This window comes from Vibrio sp. SCSIO 43132, from assembly GCF_019904195.1.
Taxonomy (GTDB): domain Bacteria; phylum Pseudomonadota; class Gammaproteobacteria; order Enterobacterales; family Vibrionaceae; genus Vibrio; species Vibrio nigripulchritudo.
This window is the reverse complement of sequence record NZ_CP063199.1, coordinates 2298054-2323900: the sequence shown is the minus strand read 5'-3', so window position 1 is coordinate 2323900 and position 25847 is coordinate 2298054. Positions and strand designations below refer to the sequence as shown.

The following is a 25847-nucleotide window of genomic DNA, read 5'->3' as shown; positions in this document are numbered from 1 at the left end:
TAGAAAAAGAATCTAATTCTTTGTTTTTAAAACAAATGTGAGAGCTATGAAATGAATAAGTCAATATTTATGAGCAAACCATTATAAACTTTAACAAGTCATTTACAATTGTCTCGATGTCGTATAAGAATATGTAAATTTTTGTATCAAAGTTTAGGCATTATCAGATGATTACAATCAATAATAAAAAACAAAAAGATCTAACTCATTCAATAGTAAGACAATTTAACTACCTCGCCTCACAAACCCCTGAATCTATAGCCATAGAAGATAATGCCGAAATTTTGACCTATAAACAGGTCGATGTGCTTAGTGACCGGGTTGCTCATTGTCTGGTTGAGCAGAACATTGGATCCGCACCAATTCATGTGGGAGTGGTAACAGACAGAAGCTATCGAATGATCATCGCCATGTTGGGAGTCTTAAAAGCGGGGGCGGTTTATGTACCCATTGACCCTAAACATCCAGCAGAGCGACAGCGGTATATTTTTGAAAATGCTCGTTGCTCGATTCTTCTTACCGACAATATCGCCCCTCACTTTTCTCCTAAACGCACTTTTCATATCGATTCTCTTCTGGAGAACAGCGCCAACAAGCCGCTTTCTCAGGTCCACCCTCACTTTGATACCGCTTGTATTCTTTATACTTCTGGCACAACGGGTAAGCCCAAGGGCGCAATGTTGACCAGCAAGGGCATAATGAATACCTGTGAGGCACTTAGCGAAACAATGGGTATCTCTCCGAACTCGATCATGCTTCATTACGCATCGTTAGGGTTCGATTCCGCCACGCTAGAATGGCTGATGGCGCTGACAAATGGGGCTAAGCTGTCGATCATTTCGGAAGACCAACGTACCGACCCGGAGGCGCTGTCGTCTTATCTGGTTGAAAAGAAAATTACACACGCCATCTTGCCTTCGGCGATGCTTCCGTATTTGAAAAGTGATCGAGAATACGTACTTGAATCGTTAGCCGCGGTAGGTGATGTGTCTGATGAAAAACTGCTGTGGCACTGGTCAACCAAGTGCAATGTATTCAACGGTTATGGCCCGATGGAGATGTCTATTTGCACATCGATCCATCAGGTTGAAAATGGTCGGCCTGTCAATTTAGGGCAGCCGATTCAGCATACACAAGTGATGGTGATGGATGAGCAAGGTTGTCAGGCAAAAGAAGGTGAATCGGGCGAACTGTGGGTAACAGGTGTCGGGTTGAGCCTCGGGTATGTGAACAACCATGAGCAAACCGAACTGGCATTTGTGACCGATAAAAATGGGCGGACTTGGTATAAGACAGGTGATTTGGTCAAGCAAGATGGAATGGGTAATCTCCATTTTAATGGGCGTTATGATCATCAGGTCAAAATCCGTGGAAATCGGGTCGAGCTGGAAGAGATTGAACAGACACTCAAGACAATAAATACGATTGACGATGCCTGTCTTGTTACCCCGACGCACTCAGATGGAAGTAAGTATCTGGTTGCTTTTTATAGCGGGTTTGGCGATGAGAAATCTGTTCGAAATACTCTTACCCAAATGCTTCCAGAGAGCCACGTACCTTCCAGTTTTATCAAACTAGATACCTTACCGCTTACTACTAACCTCAAAGTTGATCGTCGAGCTCTGCACGAGTTGTACGTCAGCGACTACGCCGATAAAGCCAAAACTCTAAAGGCAGATTCCGTAAACAATCGAGAAACCATAGCGGCTTTATTCTTGTCGGAACTTGCTGTCAGCACACTGAATGAAGGAGAGAGTTTCTTTCAGCTTGGAGGTGACTCTATTGGCTCCATTCGCCTGATCAACAAGCTTAATCAGACCTTCAGCTGTGCCGTCTCGATGCGCCAGTTTAGAGAAAAACCAACGGTTTCAGGTGTGTTGGGTTTAATTCAAGAGAGTGAAACAACTGCGAATGATGATTCGAAGTCTAAAGTCCTTACCATTTCCAAACATCGCCCAGATACTTTTGAACTGTCGAGCCAGCAATTGGTAGCGTGGTACATGGCGCAGCAACAACCTGACAGCAAAGCATACCTTGCTGAAGCGGCAATTCATTTTGAAGGTGAACTCAATGTGCCCGCGTTAGAGGCAGCACTGAACGATGTGTATGCCCGACACGATATTTACCGCACTATTTTCATCGAAGAAGAGGGAGAACCTCGCCAACGCGTACTGCCAGAAATCCAATACAAACTCAGGGTGGTAGAAGCCGATTCGCAAGACAAAACCGAAGTGATCAACCGCGTGCTGGCAGAACATCTTCCGGGTATCTCCGATCTGTCCCAATTGCCGTTAGCGGAATTTGTCTTGATTCGATTCGCTGGCAATGACCATGTTCTGATACATCAGGAACACCATATCATTCATGATGGCTGGAGCGGCAGCGAATTCACACGCGAGATGATGGATGCGTATCGAGCCCGTTCCAGTAATTCGCTGTGGCAACCAGAGCCAGTGGCGCAATATTACGATTTTCATACCGCTCAACAAGGTTGGCTGGAATCTAACGAAGCCGAAAAGCAACAGAAACACTGGTGCGAAAAGCTTGAAAACTGCCCTCAGGGCGTTCCATTGTTTGGTAAGCAATCCCACGCGCTTGGGTTTTCAGGTGGTCACCAGAAAATGGTGTTTAGCCAAAAAGAATGGCAAGCAATGGAAGCACTGTGTGGGGCGCAAGGCATTACCCCGTTTGCTTTTACCTCTGCCGTTTTGTATCTCGCGATGTGGCGCTATTCAGGGCAGAGCGATCTGACATTTGGTTCCGCGTTTGCCAACCGAAACTGGCAAAACTCGCACGGTGTGCTGGGCATGTTGGTGAATACATTGGTGCTTCGTCAATCGCTAGATCGCACCTCTACGCTGAGTGAACTACTTGAACAAACTCAGCAAACCATAGACGAGGCACAAGACAATCAAGAGTTGCCTTTCACCAAAGTGGTGGAAGCGCTGAACCCAGACCGAAGTGCGGTCAGCAACCCGTTTTTCAATGTTCTGCTTGGGTTTCACGATACCCCAATTGATGTTGAGCCAATTGAAGGTTTGAATTGGCACAAAGACGAAACCATGATCTCAGAAACGTCGAAATTCGACTTAGACTGTCTGGTCGTGCCAAGAGGAAAATCTTTCAACAAAGACGGGGAAGTGCACTTCCTTTGGGAGTACCGCAGTGATGTCTATTGCGCTGAAGAAATCGCCTTGTTCTTAGAAAGTTTTCAGTACCTGTTCCTGGATTTAGTCAATCGATTCGAAGCGGTGTCGAATCAACCGATTGATCGTCTGACAGCAATAACCCCTCGTCAGCAAACGCTTATGGATAAGCAGTGGGGAACAGGACCGCAGCTTTCTAATGCCGTGCAAGCGAAATATAGCAAGCTGTCGCTGGTGGCAGCGATCGAACTCGCTGCGCAGCAGAACCCTGATAGTATTGCGCTGGCTTGCGGTGCCCACTCTTATACCTATGCTCAGCTTGAACTTGCCTCTAATCAACTGGCTATTGAGCTTGATAAAGCGGGCGTGCAGCCGGGAGAGCGAGTCGGTATTGCGGCGAGCCGTTCACCAGAACTGATCGCTGCCATGTATGCCACCTTCAAGCTTGGTGCTTGTGCTGTAGTTATTGAACCGAGCCTGCCACCTCAACGCCAAGCTTTTATACTGCAAGATGCTGATATATCCGCTGTGCTGGGCAGTATTTCTGAAAGCAAAGTATCCGTCATTTGTATTCCGATTGAGAGTGATTTTACACATCAGGAAACTTCACGAGTTTGGAAAACACCGAGGTTCGAACACGACCTAAGCGCCTACATTCTTTACACATCTGGTTCGACTGGCGTGCCAAAAGGGGTAGATGTGCCAATGTCGTCTCTTCATAACGAATGTTGCTGGCACATTGATGAATTCAACTTAACACAAGAAAGCACAGGAACGTGTCTGGCGTTTGCGGGTTTTGATGCCTTTATGGCAGAAGTCTTCCCACTTTTGATGGCGGGCGGGCAGGTGTTGATTCTGGATGATCAGGAACGCGACGATCTTTCTGTTCTCAGTCAAAAGTTGGGTGAAGCTCAGGTCACGCATTGCTGTTTACCAACAGGGCTGTTAGAAGCGGTCTGCGCGTCGGAGTTTACCTGGTCGGATTCGTTGCAGACCCTGCTTGTTGGAGGCGATGCTTTGGGGCAGGTTACCTTCCCACAAGGCTTTAACGCTAATTTTTACAATTTGTACGGTCCAACTGAAACCACAGTTGATGCCACATTTGCCAAGCTCCTCCCACAGGTTGCCGGGCAAGCTTCAGAACCACAAACGCCCACCATTGGTCGACCTATTGCCAACGCCTATGCCTGCGTAGTCAATCAGGCAGGATCTGCAGAGAGTACACCTTCGCCAGTCGGGGTGCCTGGCGAACTGGTGATAGGTGGTAAAGGCATCACTAACGGGTATCTTAACCAGCCAGAACTGACTCAAGAACGATTTGTTCAGGGGCATATTGTGCCTGATTCCGTAGACACCAGATGGTATCGAACGGGGGATCAGGTGCGCTGGTCTCCGTCAGGGGAATTGGAGTATCTCGGACGCCTGAATGACGAAGTTAAAGTGCGTGGATTCCGTGTTTCTCTAGGGGAAGTTACCGCACATTTGCAAGACCATGATGAAGTATCTCAGGCGGCGGTGATCGTCCGTCAGGGCGCGATTTATGCTTACGTGACACTAGTTGAAAGCGAGGTCGCGCAGTGGCAAAGCAACACCACCAAATATGAGCGACAACTGGCGAGGAAGATTCGCGTGTCGTTGAAAAAGTCTCTTCCAGAGTACATGCGCCCAAGTGCGACACTGATTCTTGAATCCCTGCCACTGACCGAACAAGGCAAGCTGGATAAGCGCAAACTGCCGTCTCCATTTGAAGAAGACACTACGTTTGAAGCTGCCAGCAGCGAGATGGAAAACGTCATGCTGTCCATCTGGTCGGAATGCTTGGAACTGCCCAAAATCAGTGTTACGGACAACTTCTTCTCTATAGGCGGACATTCACTTTTGGCGATGCGAATCATAGCGCGACTGCGTATGGAATTCAGTGTTGAGCTGAAAATGAGTGACTTCTTTGAGTTTGGCACCATTCGCGAACTTTCAGGTTACATCGAGAGCATTTTGGCGGTACAAACCGACGATGCACTCAACGACATGGATGTGATGGAAGAGGGCGAAATATAATGGCACACGAACTGATTCGCCTGGCTAAGTCTCAGGGGGTGCACCTGTATCTGGAAAATGGGGCACTGAAATACAAAGCTAAAAACGGTTTAAGCAAGGAACTGGCAGGGCTGCTCAAAAAGAACAAACCTGAAGTGATGGCATTTCTGGAAATGCACACCACTTCATCGGATTCTAGACCTAAGCCACGTCCAGACAAAACACGTTTTCCTCTGACTTCGGCGCAGCAAAGGCTGTTCTATCTTGAATCGCTCTACGGTGAGAAAGCACCCTATAACATGGCGACCGCTTTTCGCTTGAGCAAAGTTCCCGATATTCAGAAGTTAGAAAAGGCGATTCAAACTGTTGTCTCGCGCCACAGTGTGCTGTCGACCTGTTTTCTGATGGAAGAGGGTGAACCGTACCAAACCGCTAAAACCGATCTTCCATTTACCATTGAAATCGACCAATCCAATGAGCGGCAGTCAGATTCATCATGGATGGCGCAGCAAGCCAGTCATCCATTTTCATTAGCTCAGTCACCTTTGTTCCGAGTTGTCACCAAGCCATGTACTGAAGGCGACAATCATCTACTGTTGTTTGTTTTCCATCATATGGTGTTTGATGGCTTGTCTTATTCTCTGTTCTTTAACGAGTTGAATTTGGCGCTCAAGCAGCAATCGGAAAGGCTTCCAAGTTTGGATTACCAATACGGCGATTATGCACTTTGGCAACAAGATGGAACTGGAGAACCGCACCAACATAGCGAGCAATACTGGCTGCAGAAAATGAAAGGTGCCGAGGAACTGAACAGCTTGGTGACGGATTACCCGCGTCCGGCAACGCCAGAATTTTCGGGATCCATTTGTCGCCAAAGGTTGGACAAATCTCTGACGGCAACTTTAAGAGCCTTTGCGCAGCAGCAAGGAGTGTCCGTATTTACATTGCTTCACAGCCTGTTTACTTTGCTAATTGGGCGCTGGACGGAACGCTCTGACGTGATCATTGGGACGCCTGTCGGAGGCAGGCAGGTATCCGGAACGGAATCGTTGATCGGTTTTTTCGTTAACACCTTAGCACTAAGAATTGGGGTAGACGAGAACGACCACTTCCTTTCATTGTTACAAAAATCCAAAACCACGCTCTCAGAGGCATTTCGCTACCAAGATGTTCCGTTTGAACGCATTGTTCAGGCGCTAGGTCACGAGAGAAAAAGCAGTTACGCGCCCATCCTTCAAATCTTGTTTGCGTTGCATGAAGACGGCGGATTTGTTCTCGATCTGGATGGTATTGAGGTGGAAAGCCTCAGTGTTGAGCGCAGCAATATTAACTTCGAGTTAGAGCTTCATGTGATGGACAAAGGTGAAGAGCTAGAAGCAACATGGGTGTACGCGGATAACCTGTTCAGAGCAGAAACCATAGATGCTCTGCAAGACGCTTTTCTTACCCTAATTCAAGGTGTACTCGCGAACCCCAGTGAGAACGTTCATCAATTGCCGATGATCTCACTGGAGGTGGAGCAAAAAATCGAAGGCTGGAATGAAACCAGCCGCGATTTTCCTAACCATCACACCTTCGTCGATATGTTCGAGCAGCAGGTGAAAAAGACCCCCGACAACATCGCCTGTGAGTGGCTGGGGGAAACAGGTACAGAGCAGCTTACGTATGCTCAGCTCAACAAAAAAGCCAATCAACTTGCCCATTTTCTGATTGCTCAGGGGGCGAGCAGTGACCAATGTATTGGTCTGATTGATGCGTGGTCTTCGTCGGCATTGGTCGGAATACTGGGGATACTCAAAAGCGGTGCAGCATACTTGCCTCTGGATCCAAACCATCCGGTTCAGCGACTAAACGAAATCCTGGAGCTGACAGATGCCAGCATTACCCTTGCGGGCCGCCAATCTCCAGAGGGTTGCTCGGCTAGTGAGGTTTTTGATCTGGCATGTGACGAAACTTGGAAAGCACTGGATAGCTATTCAGCGCGAAACCCGAGTGAAATGGGTGTGCTCACGGATTCAAACGATTTGGCATACGTGATTTTCACTTCCGGTTCGACAGGGCAACCAAAAGGGGTGATGGTCGAGCATAAAAACGTGTCGAATTTCCTGTTCTCAACTCAGTCGGTTGTGTGCATTGAAGAAGACGATGTGGTGGCATCTATTGCACCGCCAGCGTTTGACATCCACGTCACCGAAATGTATCTGCCGCTGATGTTTGGCGCAAAAGTGGTGCTGATGAACTGGGAGCATACGCGTTCTCCTGCCTTGATGGCAGAGTGTCAGCGCACCCACAAAATCACCGTTATGCAAGGCACACCTTCAACGTGGCAAATGTTGATAGACGATGGCTGGAAGCCATACCAAGGGCTAAAAATGCTGACCGGAGGCGACGCACTTGGCAGGCAGTTGCATGACAAGTTGCTCGACAGCGATGCTCGCTTTTACAACCTTTACGGACCTACCGAAACTACGGTGTATTGCTCAGGCACAGAAACGCATCTGGACGTCGAAAAAATCCATGTCGGGGCAGCTTTTCCCAACAACCGCTACTACGTGTTGGACGATCATCGACAACAAAAACCGATTGGTTGTGTAGGGGAAGTATACCTTTCTGGTGACAACGTCACTAGAGGGTATTTAAATCAGCCCACACTTACGGCAGAAAAATATGCCGATAACCCTTTTGTGTCACACCAAGAGCGCATGTATCAAACTGGGGATCTGGGACGTTGGCTTCCTGACGGCACGATAGAAATCGTCGGGCGTAAAGATTTTCAGGTGAAGGTGAACGGCTTTCGGATTGAATTGGGTGAAATCGAATACCAGCTTCGTCAACATCAAGACGTTGAGCAAAGCTTAGTGACCACTGTATCGGTCAATGCATTGAAAGGTGACGACCCAGAAAGCCAAGGTACTCAAGTCGATCAAGGTTCTCAAGTACTGGTGGCGTATGTCAAAAGCCAAACCAGCCAGTCTGAATTGGTGCCAAGGCTGACCAAAACGCTGACGCAATCTCTTCCACAATATATGGTGCCGCATTACTTTGTGGTTCTGCCTGTGTTCCCACTGACCGACAATCGCAAGGTAGATCGCCGTGCTTTGCCTCTGCCAGTACTCAGTGAGAGTGCCGAAGGAAAAGTTCCATCCACCGAGACTGAAAAACGGCTTGCCGCCCTTTGGTCGGAGTTGCTGGAAACCGAGGTGAGCAACATCGGGCTGAGTTTCTTTGCCTTGGGTGGGCACTCGTTGCTTGCCATCAAGATGGTCAGCCGAATTCAAACTCTTTTTGGCGTATCGTTATCGCTGAAAGTCCTTTTCGATGCTCCGTCGATTGAAAAGCTGGCGCAGTTGATTGATGAACAACGCTCATCGGATCCGACTACACAAGATGAAGCAATCCTTGCAAAACAACAAATGAGCGCGCCATTGTCGTATTCCCAGCAACGGTTGTGGACGTTAGACAAAATGGACGTTCATGGGCGTTTTTATGCGATCCCACTTATCTATGATCTTCATGGCGACCCTGATCTTTACATTTTGAATCAGGCAATCAACGCGCTGATTCAGCGTCATCAGGTACTACTCACTGCCTACATCACTTCTGAAAACGGAATAGACCATCAGCAAGTGATACCGCGTGATGTCGAAATTCAATGGGTGGATGCGGTGGACAACCCATCCGAATTATCGGCATTGGAAGCGAGCGTGGTGGATGCCCCCTTTGATTTGGCAAAAGGGGAAGTGATTCGAGTGGGTTTAGCGAAAATCAGCGAAGATCACACCCGCCTGTATCTTGCGGTGCATCATATTGCGGCGGATGGCTGGTCACTGAGTATTCTTATTGAGGAACTCAACCATTTCTATCAGCAGTTTTCTAAAGAGAACCACGACTCGCCATTGCCTGATTTACCCATCCAGTTTTTTGATTACGCCCTGTGGCAGCGAGAACGATATGGCAAAGGTACGTGCATCGCCAAATCGCTAGAAGCTTACTGGCAGCAAAGGTTGAATGGGGCACCGGAGCAACACAGCCTGACGCTGGATTTTCCAAGACCTACCCAGCCAAGTCACCAGGGAAAGAGTCTGGTCACAAGGTTAGACAGTCAAACCACTGACAAGCTGGCTGACCTCGCTAAAAAGCACCAAACCACATTGTTCAATGTGCTCTATACCGCCTTTTCTGTCTTACTGGCGCGTTTCTCTGGTACGCAGGACATTGTTATTGGAACGCCCGTAGCCAATCGAGAACGCCCTGAGCTAGAAGGGCTGATTGGCTTTTTCGTCAACAATTTACCTTTACGAACTCAGTTGGATGAGCATTCAAATTTTGACGACTTGTTGGCTGTTAATCACCGCCAGATCTTGGAAGATTTTGAGTATCAGTCTTTGCCGTTTGAACGCATGATTACTCTGGCGAAACAAAAGCGCGCATTAAACACCAGCCCGTTGTTTCAGGTGATGTTGTCGATCGAGCAAGACAATTTGGAACAGGTCGAGCTGCTGGGGTTAGATGCCGAGGCAGTCGCACCTACGGAGACAGAAGCACGATTCGACCTGACTTTAGGTGTCCGCCAATCCAAGCATCACCTCGATTTCTCATGGAATTTCGCCACTGATCTGTTTGCCGAAACATCGATTCAGGCAATGGCAGATGCGTTTAATCGTCTATTGAATCATGTGGCAGAAAACCCACGACGAGCCATTGAATCTTATGCACTCGCGAAGCCAAGATTCATTAGGGAGTCGCTGGCAGCGCCTAGCCAGACGTTGCTGGATCTGTTTGAACTCTCACTTGCCAGCAACCCTGAATACACGGCTTTGGTTTGTGGCGGCGAGACCCTTAGCTACGCATCTTTAGATGCAAAATCCAACCAGTTAGCGAATCGGTTGGTGTCTCACGGGGTAGACGTTGAAGCACCTGTGGCTTTGGTGTTTGAACGTTCGATAGACATGATTGTCGCTATGTTAGCGGTGGTGAAAGCTGGCGGCGCGTACGTTCCTGTCGACGCCAGTCAGCCAGCGACTCGAATTGAGCAGATCATTCAAGATTGCGGAGCGAAAGTTGTTCTTTCCCAACAAGCTCTGATCCAAAGTAAGTTATTGGAGCTAAACGATTGTAAGCTTATAGAAATCGCTCATAACAACTTAACGGGTGAGCCCTTAGCATTTGAACGAACGGTTCTGCCTAATCAACTTGCTTACGTCATTTACACATCGGGGTCGACGGGCAAGCCCAAGGGTGTAATGGTCGAACACCAAGGGGTGGCAAATTACATACAGAATCAGCAGCGCTATCTGGATCTGGATTCAGAAGAACTGCATCCCAATGCGGGCTTTTTGTATCTTACCAACTTTGCGTTTGATACCTCTGTGGCCAGCATATGGGGAGCACTCGCAAGTGGTAGACCGCTGCATATTGTGTCTGAATCGGTTCGTTTTGATTTGGATGCACTCAGTGAAGCCTTATATCAAGCAGATCGCTACGCAGTGGCGTACATTCCTCCAGCGTTGTTGAAAGAGCTGAATACCGATACCGATGAGGCGTTGATCCCGAGAATTGTGGTGTCGGGGGAATCGACTCATCCAGACCTGATTCAAAAACTTGTAACGCGAACTCGCCTTTTCAATGAATACGGACCTACTGAAAACAGCGTCTGTACAACGGTACACGAATATCAAGAGGGTGATGACCCAAGTGTGATTGGTTGCCCTATTGGAGGTGTGCAATGTGTGATTTTGGATGATGTTGGCAATCCCGTACCTGATGGCGTGTATGGTCAGTTGTATCTGACGGGGGAAGGAGTGGCGCGTGGTTACCTACGTTCACCCGAGCTGACCAAAGAGAAATTTGTTTCGCTGAACGGCTTAACAGAGCGATTCTACCAAACGGGCGATATCGTCCGTCTCAATCACTTAGGGCAGTTAACGTTTGCTGGGCGGGCTGACGATCAGGTCAAAGTTCGAGGGCATCGTATCGAGCTGGGCGAAATTGAACACGCCATTTGTTTAGCCTCTGGAGTGGCATCTGCACGAGTCTGGGCAGATGAAAATGCACGTTTGCAAGCGTATGTTCAGCCAGAGAAGAGCGTTGATAACCCATCTGAGTGGTTGGCAAGCGTTCGTGAAGAACTGGTAGATCAACTTCCGGATTATATGATTCCGGCTACCTGGGTATGTGTAGAATCCTGGCCATTAACGGTTAATGGAAAAATTGATCGAAATGCCTTGCCTCAAGCCAAAGCAATTCAGGTTGAAAATAGTCAATCCAAAACCGAAACGCCCAAGACGGAAGCAGAAATCGTTATTGCAGAGGTCTGGCAATCTCTGCTCAATCTGGAAGTGGTGAACGCCAACGATAACTTCTTTGCCCTTGGTGGAGACTCCATCTCGGCGATGCAAAGCGTTTCGCGTTGTGCGGCTATGGGTGTGCACTTTTCTGTTCGACAGCTATTTGAAGCACAAACTGTAACAAAATTAGCGAATGCCGCCGCTTTCGACACACCAGATGAAGCACAAAAAGCGAGTGAAGGAAGTGTTTCACTCACGCCGATCCAGCGTGAATTTTTCCGGTTCGCTCGTGAGGAATCACAACGAAATCACTTTAATCAATCGTTGCTCCTGAACGTTTCCAGCACAATCGATCACGCGTCTATTCTGAACATCGTTAAAGTGATGGTGGCAAGACACGATGTGTTGAGGCTTCGCTTCGAAGCGACTTCTCTTGAAGGTGAAAATTCATCAAAACAACAGAGGCAGGGGGTCTTCCAACCACTGGAAAAATTGGACTTCCAATCTGTGGTATCGAGTGAGTCTCTGATCGAGAGTAATTTGTTTACGGAGCGATGTAATCAGATTCAAACCGAACTGGATATTCAAAATGGTCCTCTTTTCCGATTCGCTTTGTTTGGGGAAGGAACCAGTCATGCCAAGCTGTTCATTGTTATTCATCACCTAGTGGTGGATGGGGTGTCCTGGCGAATTCTGCTCGATGATCTGCAAACTTTGGTTGAGCAGCATGATAACGAGCAGCCGCTTACCTTGGCGGCTAAGCCTGTTACCTTTAAGAAATGGGTTGAATTCAATCAGCAAAGAACGTGGCGCGCATCGGAGATTGCATTCTGGCAGCAAGAAGAAAGGCAAATACGACCGAGATTTGAATCTGTTTCAGGCATCGATACCCAAACCGTTCGGTTTTCTCTCAATTCAGCCGACACTGAACGGCTGACCAGTCAAGCGAACAGAGCGTTTGGGACTCAAACTCAGGATTTGTTGCTGGCAGCTTTGTTCCAAACCTTGTCTACCGAAGAACCTAATCAAGGATCATCAAGTCATACAACTCGACGTCTTTCTCTTGCTCTTGAAACTCACGGTCGCCATACGGAAGGCTGTGACCTGAATTTGAGCGAAACCCTTGGCTGGTTTACCTCTATTTACCCACTCAATCTGGTGTCTGATGATTCGACACTGGCCGATGTGATTTGCGCAATTAAAGAAAAAGTTCGTCAAGTTCCTCAACATGGGCTGGCGTATGGCTGGCTAAAAGATAACTCCTCCGAGCTTGATGCAAACGCTCAGTCTCCAGATATCTTATTCAACTTCTTGGGGCAAATATCCAGCGGAGAGTCTGGCGCGGAAGACCAGAGCCTGTCACTGGTGACGGGGTTTGAAACCGATGATGGCACGCAAAATCAGATGATGCCAAGAGCCTTGTCTTTTAACGGGCGCATCGTTGATGGTGTGTTGTCGATAGACTTGGATTACAACGCCAATGTTATCAACCAAGCAGAAGTCACACGCCTGACGCAGAGCTACATTGAGCACCTACAAGCCCTTATCGGACATTGTTGCAAGCAAGAACAAATTCGAAAAACGCCGTCAGATTTTCACTGCTTACAACTCAGTCAGTCGGATGTTGACCAGTGGCTACAGGCGCTTGAAAAACAAGGCAGAAACTTGCTGGATGTGTATCCGGCAACTGGCATGCAGCAAGGCATGATTTATCACAGCGAATTGGAGCGAGACGCTTACATTACCCAACTTACGCTGTCGCTCAATCACGTAGATGGACAGCGAATCAAGGCAGCGTGGGAAAGGGTATTGCATCGCCATGATATTTTCAAAAGCTCGTTTGTTTTGGGTTCTGATGGCAGTCATTACCAAAGGGTCGCGGATCAGGCTGTCTTGCGATGGCAGGCAGTCAATCTGATTGGAATGAGTGAGTCTGATGCGCATTACAAATTGTCTACCATCCAGAAAGAAGAGCGAGCTTCCGGCTTTGAACTGAGTGATACCACTCAGACCAAGTTTTACTGGCTCCAAACTGAACAAGACAAAGGAAAACTGGTTTGGTCTACCCATCACGCACTGACCGATGGCTGGTGTCTGCCTATCTTGATGCAAGAGCTGTTTGAATGTTACGCCTCAGTTGATTCGGTGACAGACTCAAATCTCGATGATCCCATTCCTTACAGGCGCTACGTAGATTGGTTGCAGCAGCAAGATTCCGATTCTGCCCGTTGTTTCTGGCAAGCGAAGCTCGGTGATATTGAAGAGCCGACCCAACTACCAACCAAATCGTTCAACGAAAAAATGTATGAAAACCTTCAAGGCAAAGGCAGTGTGCCTATTGTGTTGAATGCAGATCTTACACGTCAGTTGGAATCACTGGCGAAAGAAGCGCAGTGCACCTTAAACACGGTATTACAAGGGGCGTGGGCGTGGCTGTTATCGACATACTCTGGTGAAAGTCGGGTAGTGTTTGGCTCCACGGTGTCAGGGCGTCCGGCAACCTTAGCCGGGTCGGAGTCGATGGTCGGCTTATTCATCAACACCTTGCCTGTTGTCGCAGAGATTGAGCGCCAAACAGGGGTATTAGATTGGCTGAAAGGGTTACAGCAGGGCTTCGCTGAATCGGAGGAGCACGGATATTTGCCTCTGCACGAGATTCAAAGCCTGTCCTCGGTAAAAGGGCGCAATCTGTTCGACAGCATTGTGGTGTTTGAAAACTACCCGATTAATCACTCAGAGCAGCAAGTCGCTAAGAGCGGTTTTAGCGTGGACAAGGTCGAGGCAGAGGAAGAGACCAACTTTGGTCTTGCACTGCAAGCCTTCAAAACTCGAGATGCAGAGGACTCACGGTTAGAGCTGTCGCTGCAATACGATCGCACTCAGTTTGCAGATTGGCAGATGACCCAGTTGATGGAGCATCTCAACAACATTTTAAATGGCTTCGTGACGCATAAAGCTTCCGCGTTACAACACGTTCAATTGTTGTGCACGTCAGAAGTAGAAGAGCTGACGTCCACTCTGAATGGCAGTACGAATCCCATTCCAGATTGTTCCATCCATGAACTGTTTGAGCAGTATGCCCGAGAAACTCCCGATCAAGTTGCGTTGATCGATGGGGAAAGGCAGTGGAGTTACCGAGAGCTGGATAACGTAACTAACACCTTGGCACGACATTTAAAAGCGTCGGGCATTGACGAAAATGACCGCGTTGGAGTGTGTGTTCAACGTTCGGCAGAAATGGTGGTCGGCGTGTTGGCAGTGCTGAAAGTCGGGGGGCTTTACGTTCCGATGGACGCCAAACACCCACAAGCGCGAATCGAATTGATTGCTGAGCTGGCAAGCGTTCAATGCCTGCTGACAGACGACAGCGCTGAGATAGCAAAAAGTGAAAATACACTTCCTATTTTCCGGCTTTCAGACTGGATGAATGCTACTTCTGAGAACGAATTTGAAAGCACGTACCGAAACCCACAAAACAGCGCCATGGTGATTTTTACCTCCGGTTCAACGGGGCAGCCAAAAGGCGTTGAAATTGCCCATCAAGGTGTTGTCAGGCTGCTTAAAAACACCAATTTCGTTTCTATTCCCACCAATAGCTCGGTCGGGCAAGTCAGCAGTTTCTCGTTTGACGCGTCCAGCTTCGATATCTGGGGAGCGCTGATTAACGGTGCAACCACCGTCATTCTACGTGACGAAGATATTCACAATGTGGATGCCTTTGCAGACAAGATTGCACGCTACAACATTAAAACCTTCTGCATGGCAACGGCCTTGATGAATCAACTCGTAGAGTTGAAACCAGATTTGTTCGCCAGTGTTGACTACCTGTTGTTTGGTGGCGAAGCCGTTAACGGTAGTGTGGTGGAACGAATGTTCGAGCATGGCAAGCCAAAGCACTTGGTGAATGTGTACGGACCGGCGGAAAACGCCACCATTTGTGCGACCTACGATATCCAAGCGATACAGCCCGATTACCCAATGGGCAGAGCAACCAACCATTCCACGGTGTATGTGCTCAATCAGCACAAGCAATTGTTACCCAAAGGGGTTGTAGGAGAGCTCTACGTAGGGGGCAAAGGTATCGCCAAAGGCTATTTTGGTCGAGACGATTTAACGCAGGCGAAGTTTGCCGACCACTCGTTTGAAAATGGTCGTGCAGAAAGGCTTTATCAGACAGGGGATCGGGTGCGTTACAACCAGGGTGGGCTGTTGGAATTTGTATCGCGCGTTGACCACCAGGTCAAAATCCGCGGGCAACGTCTGGAGCCTTCTGAAATTCAATTACGATTGCTTTCTCTGCCTAAAGTGGAAGCCGCGCACGTTGCCACGTTGGATGGGGCGACGGAGAAACAACTCTTTGCGGCGGTCCAGCTGACCTCGAATTCAAATGATGAAGAGTTAGAGCGGATAAAAGCGCAACTTATCGACACGCTGCCTAGCTACATGGTGCCAAGCATCTGGCTGAATGTGAAAGAGATGCCACTAACACCGAATGGAAAGGTAGATGCTCGCGCATTGATCACCATGGCTCAAAACAGCAACAACCGGCAGGTCAATACGGGGGCACCTCGTGACGACATTGAGATGAAGCTGTATCAAATATGGCGAGACATCTTACTGGAAAAAGAAATCGGCATTCGCGATCACTTTTTTGATGTGGGAGGATCATCCATTTCCGCCATCAAAGTCATGCACTTTGTGGAGAAACAGTTTGGTGTGAGGATTCCGGTGGTTGACTTAATTAAGCACCCAACTATCGAAGCCTTGGGTGGTCTGGTTCGCGGGCAGTTGCAAACGCAAAAAGGGGAGTGTGACTCCGAAACGCCTTCCTCGTCTTGGTCGCATGGTGTGATTGAATTTCGCCCTAGCCAGAACGGAAAAAACGTCATCTGCATCCACCCGGCAGGGGGCACAGCATTTGGGTATTTGCCGTTTGCCAAAGCGATGCCAGAAGAGTTCGGGATTTACGGCATTCAAGCCAAAGGCGTCGACACTGATGAAGACTTTCTGCCCACCGTTCAGGCAATGGCGGAATATTACTTAAGCCAAGTAGAGCCTTTGCTGGCTAAGCCACATGTGTTTGTCGGAGCTTCTTACGGTGGCATTGTCTCGTTTGAAATGGCGAGGCTGATGAAAGAACGGGGCTGTAACCATTCCACTGCGGTGGTGCTAGACAGCGAAGCCACCGAAAAGCCAGAAGTGCAAGCGATGATCGCACCTGTTTCTGCCGATGTTTTCCGTGAAAAACTGGTGAAGTACAACGGGATGTATCCGGGTATTCAGGACGAACAAATCGCCCGTTACCACCGACTTTATAACCATCATTTAGCCACGCTCAAAATACTCAGGTTGGAAGAATCCAACGCCCAAACGCTATTGGTGATGGCAACCGAAGACAAAGACGATGAACACCTAGGTCTGATGGAGGCGTTCTGGTCTTCCAAAGTGAGTACGCCACTTAAGGTTGAAACCATCAAGGGGGATCATTCAACGTTACTGGAGCCGCCTTACATCAACGATGTGGCTGAAATGATCGAAAAGGAGCTATCTGATGATTGAGTTGTTTGAAGAGATAGTTGCTTCTCACCCTGATTGCCTTGCCATTGAAGACGGTGAAAGGGCGTTAACTTATGCTCAATTGAACAGGTTAATTGGTGCATTAGCCGCTCATTTTGATGGTTTCGGTATTAAGTCGGGCGATCGCCTTGGGGTTTGTTTGCCCCGTTCCATCGAATTGGTGACGACATTGTTGGCTGCAGTGAAAATGGGCGTGTGCTACGTACCCATTGAGCCAAGCACGCCTCAAAAGCGGCGCGAGGAGTTGTACCAGCAATGCGGTATCGAAACTGTGGTGTCCGAATCAACGATTCTCTCCAAGTGGGTGCGAGAATCCGACAAGGAAGAAACAGTCGCTCTAAAGCCTATCGAGCAAGAGTTTACTGAGTGGCTAAGTAATATAAAGACACTTGAAGCGCCCGTCCCATATCGTCCTAATGCCAATAGCAACGACTTGGCGTGCCTGTTTTTTACCTCGGGTTCAACTGGAGTTCCCAAAGGGGTGTCGGTTCTGTGTACTGGAATTCAAAGCGTTGTGCATCAGCCGAACTACGTGCCGATTGAACTGGGCAGCCGAGTAGGGTGCTTGGCCAATCCAACGTTTGATGCGTTAACCTTTGAAGTTTGGGGAGCATTGCTTAATGGCGCGACCATCGTCGTCGTGAATCAAGAATCTTTGGTAAACCCAGCTCTGCTTGCCAGCAAGTTAAAACATTCTCAAATTGACGTTGCCTTTATGACGACGGGTCTGTTTAATTTGATGGCGTTGGAAGACCCACAGACACTCGCGTCCATTCAACATTTATTGGTGGGTGGAGAAGCATTTATTCCCGCCAACGCAGCGTATTTTTTTGATGCAGACAAAACCAAAAAAGCGCGCTTATACAACGCATACGGTCCAACAGAGTGCACCACGTTCAGTGCGTGTCATCCGATATTGCCTGAGCGGTTACCTGAATACATTGAATCCGGTCGCGTACCCATTGGCAAAGGCATTAACCAAACGCAGATTCACATCGTGGTTGACCGCAATCGTTTTGCACAACCCGGTGAAATTGGAGAGATTGCGATTACCGGTCCCGCTTTGGCAAAAGGGTATTTTGGCGACCAGCAAAAGACCGAAGCACGTTTCCTATTTCTTCCCTGGCTGAACGAAAAAGCGTATCTGAGCGGTGACTTGGGACGAATTAACGAGCTTGGCGAGATCGAATTTCTAGGGCGTGAAGATCAACAAGTCAAAGTTCGGGGGCATCGAATTGAACTGACTGAAATCGAACAAGTCCTTCAGTCACATTCCAGCGTAATGCATGCATCCTGTGTGCCGGTAAAAGATCAAGAAACCGACATCTACGCCTATCTGGTATTAGAAAGTGACGCCAGTAAGGAGTCTCTGAGAACCCACTTAAAGCAGCATTTGCCTGCGTACATGCTACCGCACCGATATTTTGCAATTACCAATCCTCCATTGAACAAAAACGGCAAGCTCGATCGACGCCAACTTCGTAAGATGGAAAACCGAGAAATTACCGATTCAGACAACCGCGTGATAAGCGCGAGGGCAGAGTTACTTCGGCAAGCCCCCGTATCTGGTGAGTACTTTATGTCGCTGACCAAAGAGGTTCTGCACCTGACAAGCGAACCGCATTTGGATGAAAGCTTTGTTGAATGTGGTGGCGACTCGCTGAAAGCCATGCGCCTAGTGGCTAGGCTGCGTGACAAGTGGGATTGTTCACTCAGCGTGGGCGATGTCATGTCGAGCGAATCATTGTTGTCTGTAGCGAAACAGATCGAACAGCAAGCTTTGATACCTCAAGAAGCCGGCGCAGAATGGGATTCAGAAAAGCTAGACGGTTCTCGCCATTTGGCTTCCCCCGAGCAGGCTCGCTTGGCGCTTTTGCAACATTTGAACCCAAGCTCGGTGGCGTACAACGCTCCTTATCACTTTGAAATTCAAGGTGAGTTGGATGTTGATGCATTCAAAAAAGCGTGGGAGTTCACCGTGAAACACCACGGTGCGCTGAGAAGTGCCTTTCTTCAGAGCGACGGTCAAATTGAAGTAGTTGAACGCGACTACGAAGATTCTCTGTTCGGGTGCCAATGGTTGGGAAATCAAACCCATAAGTTGGACAATGTCGCCAACGCGGTATTCGATATTGAAAACGACGCTTTGTGTCGGGCTGCCATTGCTCAATCCACCAATAAAAATACCTACCACTTGGTACTGTGTTTTCACCACTTGGTGATTGATGGCTGGAGTGTCAACGTACTGCTTAAAGCGTTGAGTGATGCATACCATTCAGTTATTAAGAATCGCTCTTTGGCAAAAAATGACGACGAGGATCTGTCTTATTCAAGGATCAATCCCATTTCTTATGCATCGTTCAGTCTCAAGCGTCAGCAGTACCACCAAAGCCGTTCAGCTCAAGTGGCGCGAGCATTCTGGCAGCAGCAAAGCAAATTCTATCCACCCATGTTATTTGGTGAAAGTGCGCCTCTTTGCCAACCCAATAATGCGGATGGCACGCATGAAATCATTTTGGATGATGACTTATGGCATGCCGCAAAACTTTGCGCCAAACAACAAGGCATCTCCTTATACAGTCTTCTTCTGGCGGCGTTCAGCCTGACCTTAAACCGCTACTTTCAGCAAGATCGTGTATCCGTTGCTTCTCCTGTCGCTAACCGTGAGGGCGGAGATTTCGAATCATTGGTGGGCATGTGCGCCAACACCTGTTTGTTCCAGGTGGATATGCCTTCGGGGTTGAGTGTCGACAAGTATCTGGCTTTGGTGAATCAAGTGGTAGTGCAAACCCAGAAACACCAAGAGATAGACTTTGGCGAAGTGGCTGCCCTGCAACGAGATCGAAACCAGGATATCATCGAAGCCATGTTGGTGTTGGAAAACACCGATACTCAAGCCCTCAATCTGGATGGATTGGCGCTCACTGCAAAAACGCTGTTTTCTGGTGAAGCCAAGTTCCCGCTCACTCTGTTCGTGACTGACTTGGATGAAAAAGCCGAATGCGTACTGGAATTTCAAGGCAGCAAACTGAATCTTGAACTGGTGAGCCAGTTTGCGCGCTCGTTTTCTGCTGTGTTGAATAATCTTGCCACGCAGCCGAATTCTGCGATTCATCTGTTGTCCGCATTCAATCAAGAACAGATGACACAGCAAATTGGGTGGGGTGAACAGCCACAAACGGAGAGCCTGCCTTGGGAGCGGCTTGATGAATGGTTTGGCTTTCAGGCATCGGTAACGCCTGATGCTCTGGCGGTTGAACTCGGTGAAGCAAGGCTAACCTACTTCGAACTGCACGAACAGAGCAATCGAATTGCGCAAGCGTTATCAGAATATGTTGAGCCAGACGGCAGCAGTATTGTTGGGGTAAGTTTTCATCGTAGCCCCGAGGTGTTGGCTGCGATACTCGGAATTTTGAAAGCAGGTGCAGCGTACCTTCCTCTTGATCCTGATTACCCAAGTGAACGGTTGGAGAGGATGATTGAGATGTCTGGGGTGGCGCTCACGCTAGGAGGCGCGCATTCTGCACTTCAACACCACTTCTCATTCAAAACCATCGCACAGCTACTTCTGGGTTTCGAAGGGCTGAACACGCCTGATAAACTCCTGAATCTCGCGGAAATGAAGACGGACAGAGCTTACGTGCTTTATACGTCAGGATCGACGGGCACGCCGAAGGGTGTCGATGTATCACACCGTTCGCTACTCAACTACCTTTCGCATTGCACCCATCATTATTACAGCGACGCTGAGCGAGCGGTGGTGTCTTCATCAATAAACTTTGACGCCACGATTACCACCTTATTAGCGCCGCTTGTCGCAGGCAAAACGGTTAAGTTAGTTGAGCAAGATGGCAACGAAATTCAATCCATTATCAATGCGCTGACGAGTTCAGAGCCAGCGGTGTTCAAGCTAACGCCGACCCACTTGAAAGCCTTGAGTTTTTACTTGGATTTAGAACAACCGCTTTTGTCCAATCACACGTTGGTCGTTGGTGGAGAAGCGTTTGATGCGATGACCGCAAAACGTATCGCAAGTTCGCTGCCCAACACCCGAATCATTAATGAATACGGGCCAACCGAAGCCACAGTGGGGTGCACTACGTACTCTTATCGCTACAAAGACATGTTCCATTCCGAGTCTAAGCTAGCTTCAGTGCCTATTGGTAAGCCGATCAGCGGCACGGCAATCTATGTGCTAAATCCATACGCTCAACCCTGTCCTGTCGGTGTTCAAGGGGAAATCTACATAGGCGGAAACGGGCTAGCGAATGGGTATTTGAATCAGCCAGATACCACTCTAGAACGTTTTGTCCGAGTGAACGTGTTTGGGGAAACTCAAAGGCTCTACAAAACTGGCGATCTTGGCTATTGGAACGAGCAAGGCGAGCTGATTTACTGCGGTCGAAACGACGATCAAGTGAAGCTCAACGGCTACCGGATAGAGCTGGGTGAGATAGAAAACGCCTTAGCCAATGTACTGACCAACGCAGCGTGTGCAGTGGTGTTAAAAACCAACTCAGAAGGGATGGAGACTTTAATCGCTTATTGCCAGATGAGTTCTGAACGATTGGCAGAGAACAAAACGCGCTACATCGAACTCTTATCTCAGCAACTGCCGGACTTTATGGTACCGAAGCTATTTGTTGCCATCAATGCATTGCCAGAAACGCCCAATGGCAAGCTGGATCGTGATGCGCTGCCTGTCCCTAAGGAATGGTTTACGGCAATCAAAGAGGTGAGTAATCAAAGTGAGATGACTTCGTCGGTTGGGCAGCGATTACACACTGTTTTCAATGAGCTGCTTGGTCGTTCCATCGACCCAGACAGTCACTTTTTTGAAGCAGGATTTAACTCTTTATCTTTGATGAAAGCGCACAGCCATATCATCAAAGATGACCAACTCAGCCAGTTGACGCCGCCGATAAAGCTGGTGGATCTGTTTGCCCATCCCAGCGTGCGTAAACTTACCGAACATGTCGAAAATACCACGCCAGCGTCGGCATCACATATTCAAAATTCTCCGTCTCAAACCAGTGATATAGCGGTTATCGGCATGGCGGTGAACTTACCCAATGCCGACAATCTAGAGGCGTTTTGGCGTGTGATTCAAAGTGGTGAAGAATGCATTCAGCGCATAGAACAACCGGATGACAATACCGATCCATCTTGGGTTTCCGTTCGTTCAAGCATGGAAGGTGTCGATGTGTTCGATGCGGGATATTTTGGTATTTCAGAGCACGACGCCAAGTTGATGGATCCGCAGCAACGCCATGCGCTGATGAATGCAGTCCATGCCTTGGAAGACGCGGGTATTCAATGGGGCAACGCTAATCCTATCGGTGTGGTAATGAGTGCCAGCGATAACACCTATGGCAGCAAAGTTTTAAGAAACAGCGAAGGAAAGTTGGATGACTACGCTTTATCTCTGCTGAATGAAAAGGACTTTATCTCAACTCGAATCGCTTACCATCTCAACCTGACGGGACCTGCGATCACCTCTCAAACAGCCTGTTCCAGTTCCCTAGTCGCTATTCATCAGGCGTGTCGTCAAATTCAAACTCAGGAGTGTGATATTGCGTTAGCAGGTGGGGTAAATGCAGATTTGGATACGCTGGAAGGCTACGCGTATCGAGAGGGGATGATCCTATCGAAAGACGGTCACTGCAAACCGTTTTCGAAACACGCTGGCGGCACAGTACCTGCGAATGGTATCGGCATGGTGGTACTGAAACGGTTGGATTTAGCCCAGCAAGATGGTGACCGAATTTACGCGGTAATCAAAGGCAGTGCAGTCAATAACGATGGCAAGGATAAAGTCAGCTTTTATGCTCCTTCTGTAAAAGGACAGGCAGACGTCATTGTTCAAGCGCAAAAAAATGCGGGTGTCACTAGCGAGCAGATGGATTACATCGAAGCACACGGCACAGGCACCAAACTGGGCGACCCAATAGAAATTGAAGCGCTAAGCCAAGCGTTTGAACGAAATCGAAGTAAAGGCGTGCAAAACTCAGAGTGTTTAACAGGTTCGACAAAAAGCCAGATGGGGCACCTTGGCAGCGCGGCAGGTGTGACGGGCTTTATCCGCACTGTACTTGCTCTTTATCGAGAGGAGTTGCCAAGGAGTACTTGGAATGACGAACCGAACCCAGACATCGACTTTTCCCGAGCAGGTCTTTTACTGACCAAAGACAGTTACGAATGGAATGGCAACAACCGATTAGCTGGCGTCAGTAGCTTTGGTATGGGAGGAACAAATGCTCATGTGATTCTCGGATCTTATGACGCAGGGAAGACTTCTTCTGTGGGGAGCCTACCGCTTACGGAGTTCCACAAAAAGCCCTATCTGAGTGATTTCTATCATCGTTCCGTGACGGCAGAACCCAGTGAACGCGCAGAGTTTGAAGACTGGTTCAGAGAGGAGTGCTGGCAAAGAGCGACGAAGGTGTCACAGAAAGAAACGGATCTGCCGACATTGGTTTACAACTCAGAACTCACTCATTGCCCTCATCTTTCAGAAGTGTTCCATGCCAATACCGTTGAGGTGACCACCATTGAAGCGTTTAAGGCGTCTTTAGAAACATTGAGCGCCGATCATACCCGTGTGAATGTGTTGTACTGTGTCGATGAAAAAAATCCTCTCTGGCAAGGTGTGGAACTTATTCAGGTTTGTCTATCTGCACCACATAATATGGAAGTCTCTCTGGTCTGCCTGCTTAAAGGCGTTGCTGATATCACAGGCGATGAAGCCCTGATACCAGAGAACAGCACAGTTATCGGGTTGGCGAATACGGTGTCAATCGAACAGCCCAATCTGTCATTGGCGTGCTTGGATGTAACCGATTCGGCATCCACTTCCCAGCTTTCAGCAGGAATTGCCACCTTGTTTGAACGAATGAAAAAGCAAACTGAAGAGAGTGCAGAGCACATAAACCTTTATGCCTTAAGAGGACGCTACCTTTGGAAACCTACGTATCAGCCATATCACTTTGAAAATGAAGCATACCGCTTTGAAAGTGAACCCTATCGCTTTGAAAATAAAGAGGTGGCGATGCCTGACTCAGGTGTGTACATCATAACTGGGGGAACAGGTGGAATAGGGCAACATCTGTGCAAGTATCTAAGCATCCTTAATGAAAATAACGTGGTGATCTCCGTATCACGCAGCGCAAGTGATTCTTCACTTTCAACTCAATCAGGTATTCAGACTGTTCAATGCGACGTCAGTGATTCCGAGCAGTGGCATACGCTTATCGATTCTGTCGCAATCACATTTGGTAAGGTAACGGGCATCGTTCATGCCGCGGGTTCTGCTGGGGGCGCTATGTTGCACTCCGCAACCGCAAGCACCATTGAATCGAGCCAGAACGCCAAAATAGCGGGTGCGCAAAACATCGTAAATTCAGCGCGCCAATATCATCCTGAGTTTGTCGCGTTCTGTTCGTCCATGTCTTCGGTTTATCCAGTGGCAGGGCAAACGGATTACTGCGCGGCGAACACGTTTTTAAATCAACTTGCCGTGTCCGAGAATCAGTCTGGATCTGTTCGATATATTTCTCTGAACTTCCCAACATGGGCAAAGACGGGAATGGCGAAAGCAGTGGAAGACACGGCGTTTGCCATCACACCAGAGGAGGGCGTTAGGGTATTTGAGCGAGCGGTTGAAAGTGGTGAGGGGGTAATTTACGTTTCTCCATTGAAACCAAAATTCGTGCAGGCGTTTTTCCATCGTTTGAATAGCAAACCTGAACGGACTTCAAATATTGAGCACTCTGATTGTGCGAACTCTAATGTGCGCGAACAACTCACTCGAATTTTTTCTGAGGTGCTGGGGATGGACGAAAGCGACATAGAAACGGACGTGTGTTTTTATGATTTGGGAGGAGACTCACTAACGGTTCTTGACCTGTTTGATGAGCTTAATGCGACATTTCCCAACCAATTTTCTCTGGCAGAACTGAACCACAATATCTCGATTGATCGTCTTGTTGAGAAGTTAGAGTGTGGAGCTCAGTCTGACAGTTTGGTGCCAGATGATGGCGAAACTGACGTTGTGATTCATCCCGTTGGCGGTGAAGTTTCTGGCTATCGATACTGGTTAGAAAATTATCCGAAAAATCGAACGGTGTTAACTCTTCGGGATCCACTTTTAGGTGACGAACGCGAGTCTCTATCTACGATTGAATCCTTAGCTGAGCATTACCATAACACTTTGAAGAGTAAGAAAGTTAGCAGAGTTATTGGTTGGTCATTTGGTGCTGTTATTGCACTGGAAATGGCGAAAAACCTCGATCCTGCTGTTGAACTGGTTTTGATTGATCCTCCTGCTTTGGATGACCAAAGGGAGACCGACCAGCAAGAACTCAATCGAGTATTTGTCAGTGAAATCATCCAGCAATATCCTGAACTTGAAGGGCAGCTTAATTCTCAAAGCTCAGTGTCAGACATCGTGAAAGCCTTGTCCCAACAAGGGCATGTTCAAGCCAGTGAACAGACTCAACAATACCTTGAGCAAATAGTGGAGACTTGCCAAAAGAATGCGGCTGCGTTGGCAACTTATCGCTCCACGCACAAAGTCAGCAATCCCACATGCCTATTTTATGCCTCTGAGCATGAAGATGAGGAGCAGCAAAGAATGCTAGCTTCATGGCAAAAACGCCTTTTGAATAGGACCGACAAATTGGTGGATGGAGACCATTATTCAATTCTCAATAATGAAGGGAGTAAAACCATGATTGAAGTGCTGCAGAGCAACTAGGAGATAGGAAAACAAAAGCCCTCTAAATGTGAAGTTTAGAGGGCTTAA

At 48.3% G+C, this 25847-nt stretch carries 3 protein-coding genes; all 3 read left to right on the top strand.

Features of this window, described 5'->3' with window-relative positions; translation table 11 throughout:
* The first annotated feature begins 167 nt into the window (after nucleotides 1–167).
* Genes INR79_RS10325 through INR79_RS10315 form a run of 3 tightly spaced genes read left to right on the top strand, consistent with a single transcriptional unit; the run spans nucleotide 168 to nucleotide 25799 of the window.
* A complete protein-coding gene (locus INR79_RS10325; RefSeq protein WP_223094038.1) occupies nucleotides 168–5201 on the top strand; it encodes a non-ribosomal peptide synthetase in 5034 nt (1677 codons plus the stop codon).
* A complete protein-coding gene (locus INR79_RS10320) occupies nucleotides 5201–17026 on the top strand; it encodes a non-ribosomal peptide synthetase (RefSeq protein WP_223094036.1) in 11826 nt (3941 codons plus the stop codon). The genes INR79_RS10325 and INR79_RS10320 overlap by 1 nt, the downstream gene beginning before the upstream one ends.
* Nucleotides 17019–25799: a non-ribosomal peptide synthetase gene (locus INR79_RS10315; protein WP_223094034.1), complete on the top strand. Its 8781-nt coding sequence runs from the start codon at nucleotides 17019–17021 to the stop codon at nucleotides 25797–25799. Before INR79_RS10320 ends, INR79_RS10315 begins: the two co-directional genes overlap by 8 nt.
* Nucleotides 25800–25847 lie beyond the last annotated feature (48 nt).

Bases quoted from the DNA above. Each gene is read 5' to 3' on its own strand.
- INR79_RS10315 (WP_223094034.1), top strand. From the start codon at position 17,019: ATGATTGAGTTGTTTGAAGAGATAGTTGCTTCTCACCCTGATTGCCTT.
- INR79_RS10320 (WP_223094036.1), top strand. From the start codon at position 5,201: ATGGCACACGAACTGATTCGCCTGGCTAAGTCTCAGGGGGTGCACCTG.
- INR79_RS10325 (WP_223094038.1), top strand. From the start codon at position 168: ATGATTACAATCAATAATAAAAAACAAAAAGATCTAACTCATTCAATA.